Origin of the sequence: Thioalkalivibrio sp. ALE22 (assembly GCF_000381445.1) — a bacterium.
GTDB lineage: Bacteria > Pseudomonadota > Gammaproteobacteria > Ectothiorhodospirales > Ectothiorhodospiraceae > Thioalkalivibrio.
The window spans coordinates 102499-122365 of sequence record NZ_KB906503.1 but is presented as its reverse complement, the minus strand read 5'-3'; the positions used below and the strand labels follow the sequence as shown (position 1 = coordinate 122365).

Sequence of the window (19867 nt, the reverse complement as noted above, 5' to 3'; positions counted from 1 at the left end):
AGTTCATACCCCCTGTCGCAGCCCCGCGCCCCGCGTCATCCGACTGCGGCTGCGGACTGTTCGCTACTGGATGTACCGGCCAAGCCCGTGCCGGTAAAGCGATTGTTGTCATTCAGCAGCAGATCCAGATCCAGCACCGGATGCAGCCGGTGCCCGAGATCGAATCCGCCGGTAATAAAGGGTCGGACAGCCTCGGGGACCGAGACTTCCAGACGGCGCTGGGACGGGATGCAGCGGCGCATCCCCTCGACCTGACTGACCAGCAGCCCGGCCATGCCCTGGCCCTGCGGCGCCACCACGATCCGCTGCCCGGTCGCGTCGTCCGGCAATGGCCGGTCCAGCAACAGCTTGCCCATATCGAACACCGGCAGCACCAGCCCGCGCAGGTTGCCCACCCCCAGCACGGCGGCATCCGCCAGCGGTACGCGGGTGAGCGTCATCGGATCGGCCACTTCGGCGATCGCGTCCATGTCGACCAGAAAGCGGAAATCGCCAACACGCAGCAAGACCCCGCGCCAGCCCGTACCAATGTCCCGCCGCAACTCGCGATTGACGCGGCGCCCTTCGCGATCAAGGCTCGCGATCAGCGCAAACGGCGAGGACAGGTCGGTCTTCATGCGGAGAGGTACTTCCCGATGGTTTCCAGCAGGTTCTTCTCGACCACCGGCTTGGTGATATAGTCCCGGGCCCCCTGGCGCATCGCCCAGACCCGGTCGGTCGCCTGATCCTTGGTGCTGACCACGACGACCGGCACATGCGCCGTCTCGTCGGCCTGGGACAGCTGGCGGGTCGCCTGGAAGCCGTTCAGCCCGGGCATCACGACATCCATCAGCACCAGATCCGGGACCTGCGACTTCGCGGCCGCGACCCCGTCCTCGCCGCTCTCGGCGGTGGTCACCGAATGCCCGTGCTTCTCGAGCATGGTACGCAGCACGTGGATCTCGGTCGGGGAATCGTCAACGATCAGAATACGGGCCATGGGGTTCGTCTTTCCTTGGTTGGTGTGGCGGAACGCGTCATGCCGAGGGGCTGGCGTACTGACGCATGGCACCCAGGAGGTCGTCCCTGGTGAATGGCTTGGTGAGGTAATCCTCCGACCCCACGACGCGGCCTTTCGCCTTGTCGAACACACTGTCCTTGCTGGACAGCATGATGATCGGCGTGGCGCGGAACTGCTTGTTGTTCTTGATCAGCGCGCAGGTCTGGTAGCCATCCAGGCGCGGCATCATGACGTCGATGAAGATAATGTCCGGACGCGACTCGGCGACCTTGGACAGCGCCTCGAAGCCGTCCACGGCGGTAATGACCTCGGCCCCGTGCTTTTGCAGCAAGGATTCGGCGGTGCGCCGAATGGTCTTGCTGTCGTCGATCACCATGACCTTGAGTCCCTGAAACTCGGTGGCCGAGTCCGCTTCGGCAAGCGCGTTAGACACCTTCTCCCCCCCTGGCCATTTCGCCCCGAATCTAGCGGAAGCGGGGCCGTGTGACAAACAGCACACCATGATATTGCATCGCGCGCAGCGCAATGCATCGAACACCGCCACCACCCTCCGGGTGCCGCGCGAGCTTCGATCAGCGTGGCATACTGCCCGGACACCCCGCACGATCGAGGCAACGTGACCACGAACATTGCCATCCTGATGGACCCGGTGGCGGACATCAAACCCTGGAAGGACACCAGCTTCGCGATGATGCTGGCCGCGCAGGCCCGCGGGCACCGCCTGCACTATCTCGAGCCGGCCGATCTGTGGATCGAGGAGGGCCGCGCGAGCGCGCGCAGCCGCCCCATCGAGGTGCGTGACCAGCGCGACGACTTCTTCCGCCTGGGCGATCCGGAGACGGGCCCGGCGGCCCGTTTCGATGTGCTGCTAATGCGCAAGGATCCACCGTTCGATCTCGAATACATCTATGCGACCTACGCCCTCGACCTCGCCGAACGCGAGGGCGTGCGGGTGTCGAACCGGCCGCAGGCCCTGCGCGACGTCAACGAGAAGGCCTTTACCGCGCACTTCCCGCAGTGCTGCCCGCCCACGCTGATCACCCGCGACCGAAGCCGCATCCGCGCCTTCCTCGAGGTGCAGGGCGATATCGTGGTCAAGCCGCTGGACGGGATGGGCGGGGCGTCGGTGTTCCGCATCCGCCAGGGCGACCCGAACACCTCGGTCATCCTCGAGACCATCACCGAATTCGACCAGCGCAGCGTGGTCGCCCAGCGCTTCCTGCCGGAGTTCACCGAGGGTGACAAGCGCATCATCCTGATCGGCGGCGAGCCCTGCCCCGATGCCCTGGCGCGCATCCCCGCCGCGGGCGAGAGCCGCGCCAATCTCGCCGCGGGCGGCCGCGGCGAGGCCCGCCCGCTGACCGAGCGCGACCGCTGGATCTGCCGCGAGATCGCCCCGGAACTCAAGGCCCGCGGCCTGGATTTTGTCGGCATCGACGTCATCGGCGACTACCTGACCGAGATCAACGTCACCAGCCCCACCGGCGTGCGCGAGCTGGACGCCACCGGTCACGACCTCGCCGGCCAGTACATCGACTATCTCACCCGCCCGATCGAAGGATGACCGGCATGCGCCGCGCGACGACCCTCACCCTGCTCCTGCTGCTCGCCACCCTCCTGCTGGCCGCCTGCGGCCGCGAGGAACCGGATACCGAACAGCTCGGCTTCTACGCCTTCGGGACTCTGGTGGACCTCAGCCTGTACCCCGCGGGCCAGTACGACGTGGAGGCCATCGGGACCGCGGTTCAGGAGGAACTGGAGATCCTGCATACCTCCTGGCATGCCTGGGAACCCGGATCCCTTGGCCGGACCAACGAACTGCTGGCCCTGCAGGGCGAATTCAGCGCCCCGCCCTCGGTCCTGCCGCTGATCGAGCGCGGCCGCGAGATGGAGACCCTCAGCGAGGGGCTGTTCAACCCCGCCCTGGGCAAACTGGTGGCGGCCTGGGGCTTCCATCAGGACGAGCCCCAGGGCCCGCCGCCGGACGAGGCAACCCTGGCGGAACTGCTGGACGCCCCCCCGAGCATGCAGGATATCGAACGCAATGGCGTGCGCCTGCGGGGCACCCACCCGGACCTGCAGCTCGATTTCGGCGGGCTGGCCAAGGGGCTGGCGGTAGAGCGGGTGTTGGACCTGCTCGCGGAACTCGGGGTGGAAGCCGCGATCTTCAACGCCGGCGGCGACCTGATGACCCTGGGCCGCCCCGAGACACGCCCGTGGCGCGTGGGCATCCGCCACCCGCATGGCGGCGTGCTCGGCAGCATCGAACTGGACGGCGGCGAAGCCCTGTTCACCTCCGGCGACTACGAACGCGGCTATGACTGGGACGGCACGCGCATCCACCACGTGATCGACCCGCGCACCGGCCGTCCGAGCCAAGGTATCGACAGCGCCACCGTGCTCCACCACGATCCCGCCCTGGCCGACGCTGCCGCCACCACGCTGATGATCGCCGGCCCGGAGGCCTGGCCGGAATACGCCCGCAAGATGGGCATCGACCACGCACTGGTGGTACTGGAAGACCGCATCGAGGCCACGCCGGCACTGGCCGACCGGGTACAACCCGGCCGCGACCGCGAGCCATTCGTGGTGCGCGAACTGCCGTGAACGCCGGCCGGCTGCGCTGGGGTGACGCGCTGATCGGCAGCCTGGCCGCCGGGATCGTGGTGGCGGCCTTCGTGCTGGCCTACACCCCTGCGGGCGATGCCCGGGTGCTGGTCATCAGCCAGGCCGGGGTCGCGCCGCAGCACGAACCCCTGGATCGCGCCCGGGTCCTCGAGGTCCGGGGCCCGGCCGGCATCACCCGTATCGAGATCGAACCGGGCCGGGCACGCTGTGCCGACTCCCCCGGGCGCCAGGACATCTGCGAGTCCAGCGGCTGGCTGCAGGCCCACGGCGACGTTGCCGTCAGCCTGCCCAACCGGCTGACGCTGCAGGTGCTCGGCACCGACCCCGGCTTCGACAGCATGCATTATTGAATCCCGTGGCGCCCGGGCATCCGCAGGCCGGCAGCGACGCCCATGACCGGGCCATCGCCGCGCTCGCCGCCATCGCGATCGGCATCCAGATCCTCGAGGCCGCGATCCCCAGCCCGATCCCGGGCATCAAGCCGGGGCTGGCGAATATCGTCACCCTGATCACGCTGCTGGCCCTGGGCTGGCGCGCGGCCGTGGCGGTCACGCTGCTCCGCGTGGTCGGAAGCAGCCTGCTGCTGGGGACACTACTGAGTCCCGCCTTCTGGCTGTCGCTGGCCGGGGCCGTCGCGAGCCTCGCCCTGCTGGCGGTCCTGCGCCCCTTCGCCCCCCGCCATGTCGGACCGGTCGGTCTGGGCATCGCGGCGGCGATGGCGCACGTCGCGGGCCAGTTCCTGCTCGCCTGGGCGGTGATCATCCCGCATCCCAATCTGCCCCTGGTGCTGCCCCCGCTGTTGCTCGCCGCCCTGATCACCGGCAGCCTGACCGGTATACTGACCGCCCAGGTCCTCGCCGATCCGCGAATCCAGCGTCATGTCCACACTCCCCAGCCCAGCCAGTAGCCCCCGTCGAACCCGCGCGCTAGTGGGCGTCGGGGCCGCGCGTGGCCGCCCCGCCGGGCCGGAGGCGGCATGACGCCCCACGCCAGTCCGGGCACGCCCCCGCCGGAGACGCCGCGCGTGCAGGACCACCTGGGGACCATGATCTTCCTCGCGGTGGTCGCCCACGCGCTGATCATCCTGGGGATCGGCTTCGCGGTCGATCCGATCGAAAGCCCGACCCGCGAACCGCTGGACATCACCTGGGTCACCGACCCCGACGCCCCGCCGCCGGAGCCGGACGAAGCGGTCGAGCACATCGCCACCCGGGACCAGGCCGCCAGCGGCGAGGGCGAGGAGATCCAGGAGGCACAGGCGCCGGAGGCAGAGGATGCCGGGATCGGCGAGCCCGAGCCGGAGGGCCTCGATGCACCATTGCCGGAGGCCGGCCCGCTGGTCATGGACCCGGCACAGCCGGAACCCGAACCGGAACCCGACGCGGTCGCCGCCGACACGCCGGACGCACACGCCGCGGCACCCGAGGTCGCCGACCCCGAGCCGCTGGAGTCCCCCGATGCCGAAGACCGGCCCTCTGCAGCAACCCTGATGAACCGTGGCCTGGAGAGCGCCCGCGCGGCGCCCGCGGAGGAGCGCCAGGCATTCTCGACCCGGGCCAGCCGCACCCGCTACCTCGACAGCCTCGCCGCGCGCAGCGCCCCCGAGGCTGCCTACCTGCAGGCCTGGATCAACAAGGTCGAACGCCTGGGGAACCTGAACTATCCGGACGAGGCGCGGCGGCGCGGCCTGTCCGGGACCCTGGTCCTGTCGGTGCGCATCAACCCGGCGGGCGAACTGCTCGATATCCAGGTCGCCCGCAGCTCCGGGGAACCGGTCCTGGACCAGGCGGCGATCCGCATCGTGGAGCTGGCGGCCCCCTATGCCCCGTTCACCGACGCCATGCGCGAGGAATACGACGAACTGGTGATCACCCGCACCTGGGCCTTCCGCCGCGACCAGATGCAGCAGATCCGCTGACGGATCGGCTCAGCCCCGCCGGCTGCCTTGCGACCGGCCGGGTCAGCATCGATACTGGAGCCATGAATCCGACGACCGCCCGCCACGAGCCCGACAGCCTGCGCGATCACTTCCTGATCGCGATGCCGAGCCTGAACGATGGCTACTTCAGCCATGCGGTCACCTATATCTGTGACCACGACGAAGAGGGCGCGCTGGGGCTGGTCATCAATCAGCCTACCGAGTTCTCGCTGCGCGAACTGCTGGAGCACGTGGAACTGGAGCCCGGCGAGGACCTGCCGGAGATGCCGGTCTACCGCGGCGGCCCGGTGCAGCCGGAACACGGCTTCGTGCTGCATTCCGCCGAGCAGACCTGGCGCGGCAGCCAGCCCATCACCGACTCCATCGTGTTGACCACCTCGCGCGATATCCTCGAGGCAATTAACGCCGGGCAGGGCCCGCGCCGGGTCCTGATCGCGCTGGGCCACGCCGGTTGGGGCCCTGGCCAGCTGGAGAGCGAGCTGGCCGAGAATGCCTGGCTCACCGCCCGCGCCGACGCCGACATCCTCTTTGACCGCCCCAGCGCCGAGCGCTGGCGCGCCGCCGCCGAACTGATCGGCATCGACGTCAATCTGATCAGCTCGGCCTCCGGCCACGCCTGATCGTGGGGCTGCTGGCGTTCGACTACGGGCGACGCCGAATCGGGATCGCGGTCGGCGAAGAGCTGACCGGCTCGGCCCGCGGCCTGCGCACGTTCGCCAGCGACGCGCCCGACCTGTGGTCCGGCATCGACACGCTGGTGGCGGAATGGGCCCCGGAGGGTTTCGTGGTCGGCTGGCCGACCCAGGCGGACGGCAAGCCCACGCCACTGGCGCGGCGCATCCGGGGCTTCGCCCGCACCCTCGAAGAACGCTACGGGCAACCGGTATACTGGAGCGACGAGCACCTGACATCCCACCTGGCCCGCGAGCGCCGCCGGCCGGGACGCCACGACCCGGGGCTGGACGCCCATGCCGCCGCGGTCATCCTCGAAGGCTGGTTTCTGGAGAACGCATCATGACGCCGGACGTCCCGACCTTGCTCGACGACATGGCCGAACAGGCCCGCCACCATCTCAAGACCCACGGGATCGACCAGCCGATCGTCGTCGGCATCCATTCCGGTGGCGTCTGGATCGCGGAGCACCTGCGCGAACGCCTGGGGGTGGAGCGCCCCCTGGGCAAGCTCGACATCAGCTTCTACCGCGACGACTTCTCGCGCATCGGCATGCACCCGCAGGTACGTCCCTCCGAGTTGCCGGAGGATCTGGACGGAGAGCACGTGCTGCTGGTCGACGACGTCCTGTTCACCGGGCGCACCATCCGCGCGGCGCTGAACGAGCTGTTCGACTACGGCCGCCCCGCCTCGGTAACCCTGGCGGTGCTGGTCGAGCGCGACGGACGCGAACTGCCCATGGAGGCCGCGATCGTCGGGGCCCACATGGAGCTCGGCAAGACCGAACAGATCAAACTGCGCGGGCCCGAGCCGCTGCGCCTGGAGCGGGTCGCCATCGACCCCGAGGACCTGAAGGCCTGAGCCAGCGGAAGCACGACGGATGACCGAGACCCTGATCGCCCACCCCGGCGCGCGCCTGCCCGAACCGGGCCCGCTGCCCAACCGCCTGCAGCTGACCGACGACGGTCAGCTGCGCCACATGCTGACCATCGAAGGCCTGAACCGGGAACTCCTCACCGAGATCCTGGATACCGCCGAGTCGTTCGCCAACATGAACGAGAAGGCGGTGAAGAAGGTCCCGCTGCTGCGCGGCAAGACCATCGTCAACCTGTTCTTCGAGGCCAGCACGCGCACCCGCACCACCTTCGAGCTGGCCGCCAAGCGCCTGTCCGCGGATGTGCTGAACGTGAACATCAACACGTCCTCCGCGGTGAAGGGCGAGAGCCTGCTGGACACCCTGCGCAACATCGAGGCGATGAACGTCGACATGTTCGTCGTGCGCCACGAGGAGAGCGGCACCGCGCACTTCATCGCCCGCCACGTGGCCCCGGGCATCAGCGTGCTGAATGCCGGCGACGGCCGCCACGCGCATCCGACCCAGGCGCTGCTGGACATGTTCACCATCCGCCGCCACAAGGGCGACTTCACCAAGCTGAAGGTCGCGATCGTCGGCGACATCCTGCACTCGCGCGTGGCGCGCTCGCAGATCCACGCGCTGAACATCCTGCAGACCGGCGAGGTGCGCGTGGTCGCACCCTGCTCGCTGCTGCCGGCGGATGTCGACCAGCTCGGCGTGCACGTCTACAACGACCTCGACGCCGGGCTGCAGGATGTCGACGTGATCATCATGCTGCGCCTGCAGCGCGAGCGCATGGAACACGCCCACCTGCCCTCCGAACACGAGTACTACCAGCTGTTCGGCCTGACCTCTCGGCGCCTGCAGCTGGCCCATCCGACCTGCCTGGTCATGCACCCCGGGCCCGCCAACCGCGGGGTGGAGATCGAGTCCGCAGTGGCCGACGGCCCGCACTCGGTGATCCTGGAACAGGTCACCTACGGCATCTCCGTGCGCATGGCGGTGATGTCCATGGTGATGGGGGCCCACCAGGCATGAGCGTGCTGATCGAGAACGCCCGTATCCTCGACCCGGTGGACGGCTTCGACGCCGTCGGCTCGCTGTGCGTGCAGGGCAGCGAGATCCTCGCCCGCGGCCAGGCCCCGGACGGTTTCGAGCCGCGCCGGCGGATCGACGCCAGCGGGCTGTGGCTCATCCCCGGCCTGATCGACCTCGCGGCGCGCCTGCGCGAGCCGGGGCAGGAACACAAGGCCACCGTCGCCAGCGAGACCCTGGCGGCGGCCCGCGGCGGTATTACCAGCCTGGTGGTGCCGCCGGACACCGAACCCCCGATCGACTCGCCCGCCGAGGTGGAGCTGATCAACCGCCGCGCCCGCCAGGCCTGCGGCGTGCGGGTGTACGTGCTGGGCGCGCTGACCCATCAACTGGAGGGCCAGCAGCTCGCCGAGATGGCGGCCCTGATGCAGGCCGGCGCCCGCGGGGTCAGCAACGCCAGCAAACCGCTGGCCAGCCTGCTGGTCCTGCGCCGCGCACTGGAATACGCGACCACCTTCGGCCTGACCATCGTGCTGTCCGCCCAGGACCCGGCCCTGACCGGCTCCGGCTGCATGCACGAGGGCGCGGTCTCCACCCGCCTCGGTCTGGCCAGCATCCCCGAGGCGGCGGAAACCGCCGCGCTGGGCGCCATCCTGGCCCTGGTCGAACAGACCGGCGCGCGGGTCCATGTGGCCCGCCTGTCCACTCGGCGCGGCGCGGAGATGATCACCAAGGCGCGCGCCGAGGGCCTGCCGGTCAGCGCGGACGTGGCCGCCCACCAGCTGTTCCTGACCGAGGTGGACGTCGCGGAATACGACCCGAACTGCCATGTGATCCCGCCCCTGCGGGGCCAGCGCGACCGCGACGGGCTGCGCGCGGCGGTCGCGCGCGGCGACATCAGCGCGATCTGCTCCGACCACCAGCCGCACGAGCCCGACAGCAAACTGGGGCCCTTCGCCGGCACCGAGCCCGGCATCTCGGCGCTGGAGACCCTGCTGCCGCTGACGCTGCGCCTGGTCGAGGACGGGCTGATGAGCCTGCACGAGGCGCTGGCCCGGGTGACCACCGGGCCGGCGGAGATCCTCGACTTTGCCCAGGGCCGCCTGACACCAGGGGCACGCGCCGACTTCGTGCTGTGGGACCCGACCGCGATGCAGGAGGTGCGGCGCGAGGACTGGCTGAGCGCCGGCCACAACACCCCCTTCTTCAACTGGACCTTCTCCGGTCAGGTCCGCGAGACCTGGGTCGCCGGACGCCCGGTCTGGACCCTGACTTCCGAGGACACCGCATGACTGCGCGCGAGACCGCCGCCCGCCCCCACCGGGGCACGATCTTCCAGGAAGAGGGGCGCATCCTGGACCACCACGATGCCGGGGCGGACCAATGGATCCTGCGGGTCTTCGCCCCCGAATGTGCCCGCGCGGCCCAGCCGGGGCAGTTCGCCCACCTGCAGTGCGCGCCGCGACTGCTGATGCGCCGGCCGCTGTCGATCCAGCGCGTGGACCGCGAGGCCGGCTGGGTGGAGTTTCTCTACAAGGTCGTGGGAGACGGTACCCGTGCGCTGTCGCAACAGGTCAAGGGCGACACCCTCAGCGTGCTGGGCCCGATCGGCCAGCCCTTCCGCCTGCACCCGGAGCGACCGAAGCGGCTGCTGCTGGGTGGCGGGGTCGGCATCCCGCCAATGATCTTCCTGGCCCATCGCCTGCACCTGCAGGGCGAGGCCGGGCAGACCCACGCGGTGCTGGGCTCCGAGGTCCCGTTCCCGTTTCACGCGCGCCCCTCCGAGATCCTGTGGCCGGGGCTCCCGGACGGCGCGATCGCGACCCTGCCGCTGCTGGAGGACTGGGGCGTGGCCTGTCGCCTGACCTCGAAGGCCGGGCTGCCGGGCGCCTTTGACGGCTTCGTGACCGATCTCGGGCGCGCCTGGCTGGCCGGGCTGTCGCCGGCGGAACGCGACCAGGTGGAGATCTTCGCCTGCGGCCCGCACCCCATGCTCGAGGCCTGCGCGGAACTGGCGGCGGAGTTCGACCTGCCCTGCCAGGTCTCGCTGGAGGAGTTCATGGCCTGCGCGGTGGGCGGCTGCGCCGGCTGCACGGTCCCGGTGCGCACCCCGGAGGGCGTGGCGATGAAGCGCGTCTGCGTGGACGGCCCGGTGTTCGCGGCAGCGGATGTCTTTCCGGAGCCGGAGCGGGCCTGAGGGAAAGACCCTGGCCTGACTTTGGCAGGGGCTTCGCCGGCGAGCCGGCTCCTACTTGTCAGGGAGCTTGAGCTCCTCCTCGGTTTCGTCGGCGGAGGATACACCGCCGCCGAAGTTCAGGCGCCATTCGAGATCGGCGCGCGAGTCGGCCTTGTTCAGGGCCTCGTCCAGCATCACATCTCCGCTCTTGAACAACTTCACGATGGCCTGATCGAAGGTCTGCATGCCCACGGACGCGCCCTTCGCCATCACCTCCTTGATCTCACTGATCTTCTCGTCCCGGATCAGCTCCGCGATGTAGGACGTATTGATCAGGATTTCCAGCGCGGCGACACGCCGCCCATCCTTGGTCTGCAGCAGGCGCTGGGCCACGATCGCGCGCAGGTTCAGCGACAGGTCCGACAGGATCTGCGGGCGGTTGTCCTCGGGGAACAGGTTGATCACCCGGTCCAGCGCCTGGGTGGCGTTGGTCGCGTGCAGGGTCGTCAGCACCAGGTGGCCGGTATCGGCGTAGGTCAGGGCCGCGCGCATGGTCTCGCGTGAACGCACCTCGCCGACCATGATCACGTCCGGCGCCTCGCGCATGCCCTCCTGCAGGGCATGGTCGTAGCTGGGGGTATCAATCCCCACCTCGCGCTGGCCCACGATCGAACGCTTGTGGCTGAACAGGAACTCGATCGGGTCCTCGACCGTGAGGATATGCCCGCTCTTGTTCGTGCTGCGGTAGTCGATCATCGATGCCAGGGTGGTCGATTTCCCGGTGCCCGTTGCCCCCACGATCAGCACCAGCCCGTCGTTGTACGAGACAAGGTCCTTCAGCACGGGGGGCAGGCCCAGCTGCTCGATGGTCGGGATCGCCACACGGATGAAACGGATGACCATCGCGACCTCGCCACGCTGGCGATAGACGTTCACGCGAAAGCGTCCCAGTCCCTCGCGCGACAGGCCAAAGTTGACCGCGGTCTCGCGCTCGAAGATCTCCGCCTGGTGCTCGTTCATCATCTCGCGGGCGATACTCTCGGCCTGGCCCGGGGCCAGCGCCTTGCGCGAGATGGGCTGGAGCTGGCCGTCGACCTTGATGCTGGCCGGCGCGCCGGTCAGGAAGAACAGGTCCGACGCGGCCTTCTGCGCCATCAGTTTCAGGTAGGGCTCGATCTGCAACTGGCTCATAGTCTGTTTCCCTGACCCGACGCGCTAGCGCAGGTTGAAGTCCTCGGCGCGCTCGTCGACCGCCAGACCCTCGCCTTCATCCTTCACCGCGGGCGCGCCGTCATCCTGGGCACGCTGGCTGTCGAGCTTGATGCGCAGGCGCAGATCGTTCACCGAGTCGGCGTTGCGCAGAGCCTCGTCGTAACTGATCTGGCGATTTTCGTAGAGATCGAACAGGGCCTGGTCGAAGGTCTGCATGCCCTGCTCGCGCGAGCGCGACATGAGCTCCTTCATCTCGTGTACTTCGCCCTTCAGGATCAGGTCCGACATCAACGGGGTGTTGATCATGATCTCCACCGCCGGCACCCGACCCTCGCCACTCTCCTTGCGCACCAGGCGCTGCGAGACCACCGCCTTCAGGTTCAGCGACAGGTCCATCAGCAGCTGCTCGCGCCGGTCCTCGGGGAAGAAGTTGATGATCCGGTCCAGTGCCTGGTTGGTGCTGTTGGCATGCAGCGTGGACAGGCACAGGTGACCGGTCTCGGCAAAGGCGATGCCGTAGTCCATGGTCTCGCGGTCGCGGATCTCGCCGATCAGGATCACGTCCGGGGCCTGGCGCAGGGTGTTCTTCAGCGCGATCTCGTAGTTCTCGGTGTCCACCCCGACCTCGCGCTGGGTGATGATGCTCTTGTCGTGCTCGTGCACGAACTCGATCGGATCCTCGATGGTGACGATGTGGTCGGCCGTGGTGCGATTGCGGTAGCCGATCATCGCCGCCAGCGAGGTGGACTTGCCCGACCCGGTACCGCCCACGAAGATCACCAGCCCGCGCCGCTCCTGGGTGATCTTCTCCAGCTGCGGCGGCATCTGGATGTCCTCGAATTTCGGGATCACCGAATTGATGGTGCGCAGCACCATGCCCGGGCTGCCGCGCTGGGTGAAGACATTCACGCGGAAACGCGACACACCCTGCAGGCCGATCGCGAAGTTGCACTCCTGGTGGCGCTCGAACTCGGCCGACTGCTTGTCGTTCATCAGCGAGCGCACCAGCGCCTGGGTGTGCGAGGGCGTCAGCTTCTGCTCGGTCATCGGCACCACGCGGCCGTCGATCTTGGCCGCCGGCGGCATCCCCACAGTAATGAACAGGTCCGACCCGCCCCGGTCCACCAGGGCCCGCAGCAGGTCATGCATGTACTTGATCGCCTTGTCACGATCCATGGCGTTCTCCCCTGATACCCGGTGTGGCGTTCACGCCAAGCGGGCCGTCTCGATCAAATGGAATCCGGGTTGGCCGCCTTGCGGCGAGCATCCTCGCGACTGATCACGCCCTGCGCCAGCATGTCCTTCAGGCACTGGTCGAGCGTCTGCATGCCGGTGCCGGCACTGGTCTGGATGGTGGAGTACATCTGCGCGATCTTGTTCTCGCGGATCAGGTTCCGGATCGCCGGCGTGCCGAGCATGATCTCGTGCGCCGCGATCCGGCCGCCACCGATCTTCTTCATCAGGGTCTGCGCGATGACCGCGCGCAGCGACTCCGACAGCATCGCGCGGACCATGTCCTTCTCCGCCGCCGGGAACACGTCGACGATACGGTCGATGGTCTTGGCCGCGGAGCTTGTATGCAGGGTGCCGAACACCAGGTGCCCGGTCTCGGCCGCGGTCAGCGCCAGGCGGATCGTCTCGAGGTCACGCAGCTCGCCCACCAGAATCGTGTCCGGGTCCTCGCGCAGCGCCGAACGCAGGGCCTCGCTGAAACCGTGGGTATCGCGGTGCACCTCGCGCTGGTTGACCAGCGACTTCTTCGATTCGTGCACGAACTCGATCGGGTCCTCGATGGTGAGGATATGCCCGTAGTCGTTCTCGTTGCGGTGGTTGACCATGCCCGCCAGCGTGGTGGACTTGCCCGAGCCGGTGGGGCCGGTGACCAGCACGATGCCGCGCGGGTAGTTCGAGATCTCCTCGAAGATGCGCGGGGCGCCCAGCTCTTCGAGGGTCAGGACCTTGGAGGGGATGGTCCGGAACACCGCAGCCGCGCCGCGGTCCTGGTTGAAGGCATTGACACGGAAGCGCGCCAGCCCGGAGACCTCGAACGAGAAGTCCGTCTCCAGGAACTCCTCGTAGTCCTTGCGCTGACGGTCGTTCATGATGTCGTAGATCAGGCCCTGGACCTCTTTGTGGTCCATGACCGGCACATTCACCCGGCGCATGTCGCCGTCGATGCGCACCATCGGCGGCATGCCGGCGGAGATGTGCAGGTCCGAGGCCCCGTTCTTGACCGCGAAGGCCAGCAACTGCGTGATATCCATGCATCCCCCTGTTGTCGGGCGCCACGCCAAGGCGCGCCAGCACCCGGGTGGCAGCCGCAACCACCACGCCCTGTCGCTTGATGAAGGGCCGCGTAAAAATCCGCGGTGACCTTGCGTTCTTCCGGACTATATCATAGGGAAATGACCACACCAGACCATGCCCTGAGCACCGTTCGGGCCCGCATCGAGGCCGCCTGCCGCGAGGCCGGACGCGACCCGGATACGGTCCGGCTGCTGGCCGTCAGCAAGACGCGCGACGCGGACGAGATCCGCGCCCTGCACGCCTGCGGCCAGTCTGCGTTCGGCGAGAACTACGTGCCCGAACTGGTGGACAAGTACGACGCCCTGGAGGCACCCCCCGCGCCGCTCGGACTCGAATGGCACTTCATCGGCGCACTGCAGGGCAACAAGACCCGCGCGGTGGCCGAGCGGGCGGCCTGGGTGCATACCGTCGATCGCGAACGCATCGCGCGGCGCCTGTCGGACCAGCGCCCCGCGGGCCTGCCACCGCTGCAGGTCTGTCTGCAGGTCAACATCAGCGAGGAACCGCAGAAGGCCGGCGTGGCGCCCGCCGAGGCCGCCACCCTGGCCGATGCCGTGCGTGACCTGCCGGGCCTGGAACTGCGCGGCCTGATGGCCATCCCCGCCGCCGAGGACGACCCGCGGCGCCAGCGGGAACCCTTTGCGCGCCTGAGCGCCCTGCGCGATACCCTGAACAGCCGGGGGCATACACTCGACACCCTGTCCATGGGCATGTCCGGCGATCTCGAGGCCGCGATCCTCGAAGGCGCCACCCTGGTGCGGGTCGGCACCGCCCTGTTCGGCCCGCGTCCACCCAAATAAGGAGTCTGCATGACGGAACACCGCTTCGAGGTCGGCTTCATCGGGGCCGGCAACATGGGCGAGGCCCTGATCCAGGGGCTGGTCCAGTCCGGCCACGCCGCCGAACGCATCGCGATCGCAGACAAGAGCGCCGAGCGCGTGCGCGACCTGCAGGCCCGCTACCCGGGTCTGGCCAGCGCCGAGGCCACGGAACTGGCCGCCGAAGCCGCCACCCTGGTCCTCGCCGTCAAGCCGCAGACCCTGCCGGATCTGGCCCCGACCCTGCGCGAGGCGGTGTCCCGCGGCGAGCCCCTGGTGATCTCCGTGGCCGCCGGCATCACCACGGCCCAGCTGGCCAGCTGGCTGGGCGACGCCACGCGCATGGTCCGGGCGATGCCGAACACCCCGGCCCTGGTGGGCGCCGGGGTCACCGGGCTGTACGCCGCCCCCACCGCCGACCCCGAGGACCACACCACCGCGACCCGGCTACTGGAAGCGGTCGGACGCGCGATCTGGGTCGAGGACGAGGAGCAGATGCACGCGGTGACCGCCACCTCCGGCAGCGGGCCTGCCTACGTGTTCCTGATGATCGAGGCCATGCAGGAGGCGGCGCAGTCGCTGGGCCTGCCGGCCGATACCGCACTGGAGCTGACCCTGGGCACCCTCGCCGGCGCCACCCGCCTGGCCACCGAGAGCGACGAGAGCCCCGCCGAACTGCGCCACCGCGTGACCTCCCCCGGGGGCACCACTGAACGCGCCCTGCAGGTACTGGAGGACGGCGACCTGCGCGACCTGATGCGCCGCGCAATGACCGCGGCCGCCGACCGCTCGCGCGAACTCGGCCGCTGAAACCCCAGGGAGACGCTGATTTAATCGCACGTCCGCGCTCGAGTCGCTTTTGCGTGCGAACAAGGCGCGGTGACTGCCGTGCAGTCATTCTGCACAAGGGAACCGCAACGCCGTGCGCGCGCCCGTTTTTGATCAACAACGGGCGGCCGAGCCCCTGCTTTCAATAGCTTGTGGGGTTGGTGCCCCCTGATTCTGAATGAATATGGCCCGATCCTGCGTTGCGCCGCTTGCGGGTAGAACCACTACCCGCTGCACGACACGCCTTGTCTCGGAAAACAGGGGGCACCAACGCGGACGTGCGATTAAATCAGCGTCTCCCTAGTTCACCACGAAGCGCACGAAGGCACGAAGAAGGGCCAGGTCAAGAGCGATTCACAGGAAGTTCGGAAGGAGGAAAATGGGTTGGGGGGCTGGGGCCGGCGCCAGCCGCGACCGCAAAGGCAAAAGCGCGGGGCCGCGCCCCGCAGCCGCCCCACAAGACCTCTTCCTGACTTCCCTTCTTCCTGTAAAACCGCCCTTGACCTTCTTCGTGCCTTCGTGAGCTTCGTGGTAAAACCGCCCTTGACCTTCTTCGTGCCTTCGTGAGCTTCGTGGTAAAACCGCCCTTGCCTTTCAAAGTCTCGACGTGGGCCGTCAGCGCAGTTCGGCGAGGAGCTGGCGGATCATGCGCTCGGCCTGGGCGCCGTAGCCGCCGCCGAACAGGTGGTCGTGATTGAGGATGTGGTAGAGGTTGTAGAGCGTACGGCGCACGCCATAGCCCGGGTCGATGGGCAGGATCTCCTCGTACGCGGCCACGAAGTCCTGCCCGGGGTGGCCGAACAGCTCCATCATCGCCAGATCGGCCTCGCGGTCGCCGTAGTACACCGCCGGATCAAAGATCGTCGCGCGCCCGTCCGCCAGGAATCCCCAGTTGCCGCTCCACAGGTCGCCGTGCAGCAGCGATGGCTCGGGGCGGTAGTCGACAAAGAAGCCGTCCAGGGAGGCCTCCAGCTCCTCCAGCACCCCCAGCAACGAGCGCGAGGCCCCGCGCTCGCGCGCCAGCCGGCGCTGGAAGCCCAGGCGCTCGTCGCGGTAGAACGAGACCCAGTCGTCGTGCTCGGCATTCGACTGCGGCGTGCTGCCGATGAAGTTGTCGTGATCCAGCCCGAAGCGCGTCCGGGTCTTCCGGTGCATGTCGGCGATCCCGTGCCCCAGGGCCACACCGTCGCGCCGCCCGCCCAGCGCAAGGTCCTCCATCACCAGAAAGTGGGTACTGCCGGCGGAGCCAGTCCCCACCACCTCGGGGATCTTCAGCCGTTCGCAGCGCGCGAGTTCTTCCAGGCCGCGCGCCTCGGCGGCGAACATCGCGGCGCCATCGCCCCCGCTCAGCTTGACGAAGAAGCGACGCCCGTCGGTCCCGGTCAGGCGCTGCGCCTGGTTGATGGAGCCCCCGGAACAGGCCTGGCTTCCTGTCGGCTCGAACGGCGTTCCGGTATGGTCGGCAATGCACTGGGCCACCGCCGCCGTCACGGCATCGGGGCCCGCTGAATCGAATCGGTTCATCCTCGGCATCCGGGTTGCTCTGCTGTGTGCAGGGTACCGGCTGACGCAGGATTCGTCAGGAGACCCCCATGGCCTTTCGCAAGCTCGAACCCCTGTGCGACAAGATCGGCGCCGAGCGCATCCGCGCGGTGATCGACGACTTCTACCGCCGCCTCTCGGCCGACCCCGAGATCGGTCATCACTTCGAGCGCATTCAGGACTTCCCGGATCACGTGAACCGGATCGCCGATTTCTGGTACATGAACCTGGGCGGGCGCCTGGAACAGCCGCCGACCATCGACATGGTCGGCAAGCACGCGCCGCTGAACCTGACCGAGGCCGACCTGGCCATCTGGATGCGCCACTTCAAGGCCACCACCGAAGAACACCTGGAGGCCCCGCTGGCGGCCGAATGGCAACAACTGGCCGACGGCATCGCCAGCCGCATGCGCGAGGACATCATCCGCGGCTAGTTCCAGCACCCTGTTCTTCACCACGAAGCGCACGAAGACACGAAGAAGGTCAAGGGCGGTTTTACAGGAAGAATGGAAGTCAGGAAGAGGTCTTGTGGGGCGGCTTCGGGGCACGGCCCCGCGCTGTTGCCTTTGCGGTCGCGGCTGACGCCGGCACCCAGCGGCGGCCCCAGGCCCTCAACCCATTTCCCTACTTCCGATCTTCCAACCTTCCTGTGAATCGCTTTTGACCTGACCCTTCTTCGTGCCTTCGTGAGCTTCGTGGTGAGCAGACGCCCTAGCAGGCGTTGTCGGTGTAGCCCGGGGCGTCGCAGAAGGCCCGACTGAGGGTGATGCCCGCATCGCCCGGCAGGGCGGCCAGGTGGCGTTCGCGGCTGGCGGCCAGGCGGTCCTGCGGCGTGACCGGATACAGCAGCGTGGACAGCGACGGCGGCTCCTGCCCCAGGCGCACCGCGTACAGGATTCGGTAGGCAAACACCCGGCGAATGTAATCGCGAGTCTCGGAGAACGGGATCAGTTCGGCCCAGATATCCGGGTCCATCGCCCGATCCTCCGGCAGCCAGGAACGCACACGGTGGGCCCCGGCGTTGTAGGCCGCGGTGGACAGCAGGCTGTGACCGCCAAAGCGGTCGAGGTTGCGCCGCAGGTAGTAGGTCCCGAGCCGGGCGTTGGTCGCCGGGTCGAGGATGTCCCAGTCGGAGTTCACCCGTACCCCGGCCGCCGAGGCGATCGAGCGGCCGGTCGCCGGCATCACCTGCATGATCCCCAGCGCGCCGGCCCCGGAACGCACGTCATGCAGGAACGCGCTCTCCTGGCGCGCGATGGCCATGGCCCAGGCCGGGTCGATGGCCTGTTCGCGGGCCCCGGTCACGATGAGGTCGTCAAAGGCCAGCGGGAAACGCAGCTCGATATCGTCCCAGTTACGCGCCCGCGCAGCGGTGAAGATGGCTCGGTCATGCCAGCCCCAGTCGGCGAAGGTGCGCGCCGCCGACTCCAGTTCCGGCGTATCCCAGCCCGCGATGGCATGGGTCCACTCGCGGCGGGCCTCGGCGTAGCGATCCAGGCGAACCAACTCGCGCATGCGCTGCATGCCGGCATGCTCACGCATGGCCGCCCGCCGCCCGTCGTCCAGCACCAGGGGCTCATGCCCGATACGGTAGGGCTGGCCCAGCCGGTCAGCGGCCAGGAAGCCGTGGAAGTTCCGCTCGCGGGCGGCGCGCTCGTAGAAGCGCCGGGCAGCCTCCAGCGACTCGGTCTGCTCCAGCGCCCGGGCGTGCCAGTACTGCCACGCCGCCTCGTCACGCACGTCGCGATCCATGGCCCGGATCGCATCCATCACCGTCGCCCAGTCGCGCTCGTACAGGGCCGCCCGCACCTGCCACTGGCGCAACTGGGTATCGAACACCTCGGGTTCCAGGCGGGCCATGAAGTCCAGGGCCTCGGGGCGATAGCGCAGGGCCAGACGCAGGGCAAGTGCGTGCTGCACGCGCCCGGCGGCCTCGGTCGACAGCCCGAGCGCGTCCCCGGACGCCTCCCACCCCTCCAGCGCGGCGTCCAGGTCCTGCCGGACCCAGCGGATAAAGGCCCGCTCCAGCAGCGCCTCGGCCGAGCGGTGATCGTCGGCCTGGAAGTCGACCTCCACCACCCGCGCGGGGCGGCTGGCCAGGTCCAGCCAGCGTTCCGCCCAGCGGCGATCGGCATCCGCCAGATAGCGCCGCAGATAACGGGCGAGACCGGTCTGGCCGGCCTTCACGGCAAGCTCGAAACGCTCCCAGGCAAGCTCGCCGGTCAGACCGTCGGCGTCGCGCCAGGCGGCCAGCACGGGATCGCAGGCGGACGGGCGGGATTGCCCGTGCAGCCAGATGGACTCCATGTCTTCCAGTGCGGCATCGCGGTCGCCGGCCTTCAAGAGCGCCTGGCGCCGATAGCAGTCCTGCTCGACCGACAGCGACGGCTTCGCCCCGGTGGCCGCGACAAACTCAAGGTAGTCCTCCCACTGCTCCTCGCGCGCGAGGTGCGTCAGGTAACTACTGCGCAGCCGCGCGGCCAGCGGGGTGTCGTCATGTTCGCGCACGAAGTCGCGCACGGCGTCCGGTTCGGCGCGACCGAGATTGCGCGCGAGTTCGCGGTAATCCAGATAGGGGGTCAGCGGATAGCCGGTCAGGGTGCTGCGCGCGGCGCGGTAGGCGGTCATGTCGCCCCGGTTCAGCGCCCGCTCCGCCAGCAGGAACAGACTGCGCTCGAAGACGTAGCGGTCGTCCTCCGCAGCCGCCGCCGGCAGCGACGCGGCCAGAGCCAGCAACAGGCCGGCGAGCCCGACGATTACGTTCCTGGAAAGGCGCATGCCCTGCCCTCGCTTCAATGGTTGTTCATCATCGGCCAGCCCCGGGGCGCTTGCAACGGCTTCCGGGCGGTTTCGC

Annotated in this window: 22 protein-coding genes; 14 read left to right on the top strand and 8 right to left on the bottom strand. The window is 68.7% G+C overall.

Annotation, left to right across the window (positions count from 1 at the left end; genetic code table 11):
- Positions 1–35 precede the first annotated feature (35 nt).
- Genes F793_RS0106735 through F793_RS0106725 form a run of 3 tightly spaced genes read right to left on the bottom strand, consistent with a single transcriptional unit; the run spans position 36 to position 1433 of the window.
- Positions 36–617, bottom strand: a complete 582-nt coding sequence (locus F793_RS0106735) for a chemotaxis protein CheW (RefSeq protein ID WP_018865951.1) — start codon at positions 615–617, stop codon at positions 36–38.
- Positions 614–979, bottom strand: a complete 366-nt coding sequence (locus F793_RS0106730; RefSeq protein WP_018881716.1) for a PleD family two-component system response regulator — start codon at positions 977–979, stop codon at positions 614–616. Before F793_RS0106730 ends, F793_RS0106735 begins: the two co-directional genes overlap by 4 nt.
- A gap of 37 nt (positions 980–1016) precedes the next feature.
- Positions 1017–1433 (bottom strand): PleD family two-component system response regulator, encoded by a 417-nt coding sequence (locus F793_RS0106725; RefSeq protein ID WP_026279175.1) that lies wholly within the window; start codon positions 1431–1433, stop codon positions 1017–1019.
- Positions 1434–1616: 183 nt separating this feature from the next.
- On the opposite strand from F793_RS0106725, the gene gshB reads away from it, so the two are divergent.
- The 11 genes from gshB to F793_RS0106670 all read left to right on the top strand — a co-directional run bounded on the left by gshB (position 1617) and on the right by F793_RS0106670 (position 10327).
- Positions 1617–2564: a glutathione synthase gene (gshB, locus tag F793_RS0106720; protein WP_018865954.1), complete on the top strand. Its 948-nt coding sequence runs from the start codon at positions 1617–1619 to the stop codon at positions 2562–2564.
- Positions 2565–2569: 5 nt separating this feature from the next.
- Positions 2570–3607: an FAD:protein FMN transferase gene (locus tag F793_RS0106715; RefSeq protein ID WP_018881717.1), complete on the top strand. Its 1038-nt coding sequence runs from the start codon at positions 2570–2572 to the stop codon at positions 3605–3607.
- Positions 3604–3978, top strand: coding sequence for a NusG domain II-containing protein (locus tag F793_RS0106710; RefSeq protein WP_018881718.1), 375 nt, complete (start codon positions 3604–3606; stop codon positions 3976–3978). Before F793_RS0106715 ends, F793_RS0106710 begins: the two co-directional genes overlap by 4 nt.
- Before the next feature lie 5 nt (positions 3979–3983).
- A complete protein-coding gene (locus tag F793_RS0106705) occupies positions 3984–4535 on the top strand; it encodes a Gx transporter family protein (RefSeq protein WP_018865957.1) in 552 nt (183 codons plus the stop codon).
- Between the two features lie 69 nt (positions 4536–4604).
- On the top strand, positions 4605–5546 hold the full coding sequence (locus F793_RS0106700) for an energy transducer TonB (RefSeq protein WP_018877221.1): 942 nt from the start codon (positions 4605–4607) through the stop codon (positions 5544–5546).
- A gap of 62 nt (positions 5547–5608) precedes the next feature.
- Positions 5609–6187 (top strand): YqgE/AlgH family protein, encoded by a 579-nt coding sequence (locus tag F793_RS0106695; protein WP_018865959.1) that lies wholly within the window; start codon positions 5609–5611, stop codon positions 6185–6187.
- 2 nt (positions 6188–6189) lie between these two features.
- Positions 6190–6585, top strand: a complete 396-nt coding sequence (gene ruvX, locus F793_RS0106690) for a Holliday junction resolvase RuvX (protein WP_018881719.1) — start codon at positions 6190–6192, stop codon at positions 6583–6585.
- Positions 6582–7100, top strand: coding sequence for a bifunctional pyr operon transcriptional regulator/uracil phosphoribosyltransferase PyrR (gene pyrR, locus F793_RS0106685; RefSeq protein ID WP_018865961.1), 519 nt, complete (start codon positions 6582–6584; stop codon positions 7098–7100). Before ruvX ends, pyrR begins: the two co-directional genes overlap by 4 nt.
- Before the next feature lie 19 nt (positions 7101–7119).
- Positions 7120–8133, top strand: coding sequence for an aspartate carbamoyltransferase catalytic subunit (locus tag F793_RS0106680; RefSeq protein ID WP_018865962.1), 1014 nt, complete (start codon positions 7120–7122; stop codon positions 8131–8133).
- Positions 8130–9422: a dihydroorotase gene (locus tag F793_RS0106675; protein WP_018877219.1), complete on the top strand. Its 1293-nt coding sequence runs from the start codon at positions 8130–8132 to the stop codon at positions 9420–9422. The genes F793_RS0106680 and F793_RS0106675 overlap by 4 nt, the downstream gene beginning before the upstream one ends.
- On the top strand, positions 9419–10327 hold the full coding sequence (locus F793_RS0106670; protein ID WP_018875957.1) for a dihydroorotate dehydrogenase electron transfer subunit: 909 nt from the start codon (positions 9419–9421) through the stop codon (positions 10325–10327). Before F793_RS0106675 ends, F793_RS0106670 begins: the two co-directional genes overlap by 4 nt.
- Positions 10328–10378: 51 nt before the next feature.
- Here F793_RS0106670 and F793_RS0106665 read toward each other — a convergent pair whose 3' ends face one another.
- From F793_RS0106665 to F793_RS0106655, 3 genes are read right to left on the bottom strand one after another with little or no spacing between them, the layout of a single operon-like run.
- Positions 10379–11497 carry a PilT/PilU family type 4a pilus ATPase gene (locus F793_RS0106665; protein WP_018881720.1) on the bottom strand — a complete coding sequence of 373 codons (1119 nt, stop codon included), beginning with the start codon at positions 11495–11497 and terminating at the stop codon, positions 10379–10381.
- A gap of 24 nt (positions 11498–11521) precedes the next feature.
- Positions 11522–12694 carry a PilT/PilU family type 4a pilus ATPase gene (locus tag F793_RS0106660; protein ID WP_018881721.1) on the bottom strand — a complete coding sequence of 391 codons (1173 nt, stop codon included), beginning with the start codon at positions 12692–12694 and terminating at the stop codon, positions 11522–11524.
- Between the two features lie 53 nt (positions 12695–12747).
- The gene (locus tag F793_RS0106655; RefSeq protein ID WP_018865967.1) at positions 12748–13782 is read right to left on the bottom strand and encodes a type IV pilus twitching motility protein PilT; all 1035 of its coding nucleotides are present in this window, start codon (positions 13780–13782) and stop codon (positions 12748–12750) included.
- Positions 13783–13923: 141 nt separating this feature from the next.
- Here F793_RS0106655 and F793_RS0106650 point away from each other — a divergent pair, with 141 nt between their 5' ends.
- Both F793_RS0106650 and proC read left to right on the top strand, forming a co-directional pair.
- A complete protein-coding gene (locus F793_RS0106650; protein WP_018881722.1) occupies positions 13924–14625 on the top strand; it encodes a YggS family pyridoxal phosphate-dependent enzyme in 702 nt (233 codons plus the stop codon).
- 9 nt (positions 14626–14634) lie between these two features.
- Positions 14635–15453 carry a pyrroline-5-carboxylate reductase gene (proC, locus tag F793_RS0106645; RefSeq protein WP_018881723.1) on the top strand — a complete coding sequence of 273 codons (819 nt, stop codon included), beginning with the start codon at positions 14635–14637 and terminating at the stop codon, positions 15451–15453.
- 633 nt (positions 15454–16086) lie between these two features.
- Here the strand turns inward: proC and F793_RS0106640 are convergent.
- Positions 16087–16995 (bottom strand): fructosamine kinase family protein, encoded by a 909-nt coding sequence (locus tag F793_RS0106640; protein WP_018881724.1) that lies wholly within the window; start codon positions 16993–16995, stop codon positions 16087–16089.
- A gap of 68 nt (positions 16996–17063) precedes the next feature.
- Here F793_RS0106640 and F793_RS0106635 point away from each other — a divergent pair, with 68 nt between their 5' ends.
- On the top strand, positions 17064–17447 hold the full coding sequence (locus tag F793_RS0106635) for a group III truncated hemoglobin (RefSeq protein ID WP_018867778.1): 384 nt from the start codon (positions 17064–17066) through the stop codon (positions 17445–17447).
- A 277-nt stretch (positions 17448–17724) separates the two neighbouring features.
- Here F793_RS0106635 and F793_RS0106630 read toward each other — a convergent pair whose 3' ends face one another.
- The gene (locus tag F793_RS0106630) at positions 17725–19791 is read right to left on the bottom strand and encodes a transglycosylase SLT domain-containing protein (protein ID WP_038032629.1); all 2067 of its coding nucleotides are present in this window, start codon (positions 19789–19791) and stop codon (positions 17725–17727) included.
- Positions 19792–19867: the final 76 nt, after the last annotated feature.

Coding starts and splice junctions, on each gene's coding strand:
- proC (WP_018881723.1), top strand. CDS start 14,635: ATGACGGAACACCGCTTCGAGGTCGGCTTCATCGGGGCCGGCAACATG.
- F793_RS0106660 (WP_018881721.1), bottom strand. CDS start 12,694: ATGGATCGTGACAAGGCGATCAAGTACATGCATGACCTGCTGCGGGCC.
- F793_RS0106700 (WP_018877221.1), top strand. CDS start 4,605: ATGACGCCCCACGCCAGTCCGGGCACGCCCCCGCCGGAGACGCCGCGC.
- F793_RS0106670 (WP_018875957.1), top strand. CDS start 9,419: ATGACTGCGCGCGAGACCGCCGCCCGCCCCCACCGGGGCACGATCTTC.
- F793_RS0106665 (WP_018881720.1), bottom strand. CDS start 11,497: ATGAGCCAGTTGCAGATCGAGCCCTACCTGAAACTGATGGCGCAGAAG.
- pyrR (WP_018865961.1), top strand. CDS start 6,582: ATGACGCCGGACGTCCCGACCTTGCTCGACGACATGGCCGAACAGGCC.
- F793_RS0106675 (WP_018877219.1), top strand. CDS start 8,130: ATGAGCGTGCTGATCGAGAACGCCCGTATCCTCGACCCGGTGGACGGC.
- F793_RS0106735 (WP_018865951.1), bottom strand. CDS start 617: ATGAAGACCGACCTGTCCTCGCCGTTTGCGCTGATCGCGAGCCTTGAT.
- F793_RS0106715 (WP_018881717.1), top strand. CDS start 2,570: ATGCGCCGCGCGACGACCCTCACCCTGCTCCTGCTGCTCGCCACCCTC.
- F793_RS0106730 (WP_018881716.1), bottom strand. CDS start 979: ATGGCCCGTATTCTGATCGTTGACGATTCCCCGACCGAGATCCACGTG.
- F793_RS0106640 (WP_018881724.1), bottom strand. CDS start 16,995: ATGAACCGATTCGATTCAGCGGGCCCCGATGCCGTGACGGCGGCGGTG.
- F793_RS0106635 (WP_018867778.1), top strand. CDS start 17,064: ATGGCCTTTCGCAAGCTCGAACCCCTGTGCGACAAGATCGGCGCCGAG.
- F793_RS0106655 (WP_018865967.1), bottom strand. CDS start 13,782: ATGGATATCACGCAGTTGCTGGCCTTCGCGGTCAAGAACGGGGCCTCG.
- F793_RS0106695 (WP_018865959.1), top strand. CDS start 5,609: ATGAATCCGACGACCGCCCGCCACGAGCCCGACAGCCTGCGCGATCAC.
- F793_RS0106630 (WP_038032629.1), bottom strand. CDS start 19,791: ATGCGCCTTTCCAGGAACGTAATCGTCGGGCTCGCCGGCCTGTTGCTG.
- F793_RS0106680 (WP_018865962.1), top strand. CDS start 7,120: ATGACCGAGACCCTGATCGCCCACCCCGGCGCGCGCCTGCCCGAACCG.
- F793_RS0106650 (WP_018881722.1), top strand. CDS start 13,924: ATGACCACACCAGACCATGCCCTGAGCACCGTTCGGGCCCGCATCGAG.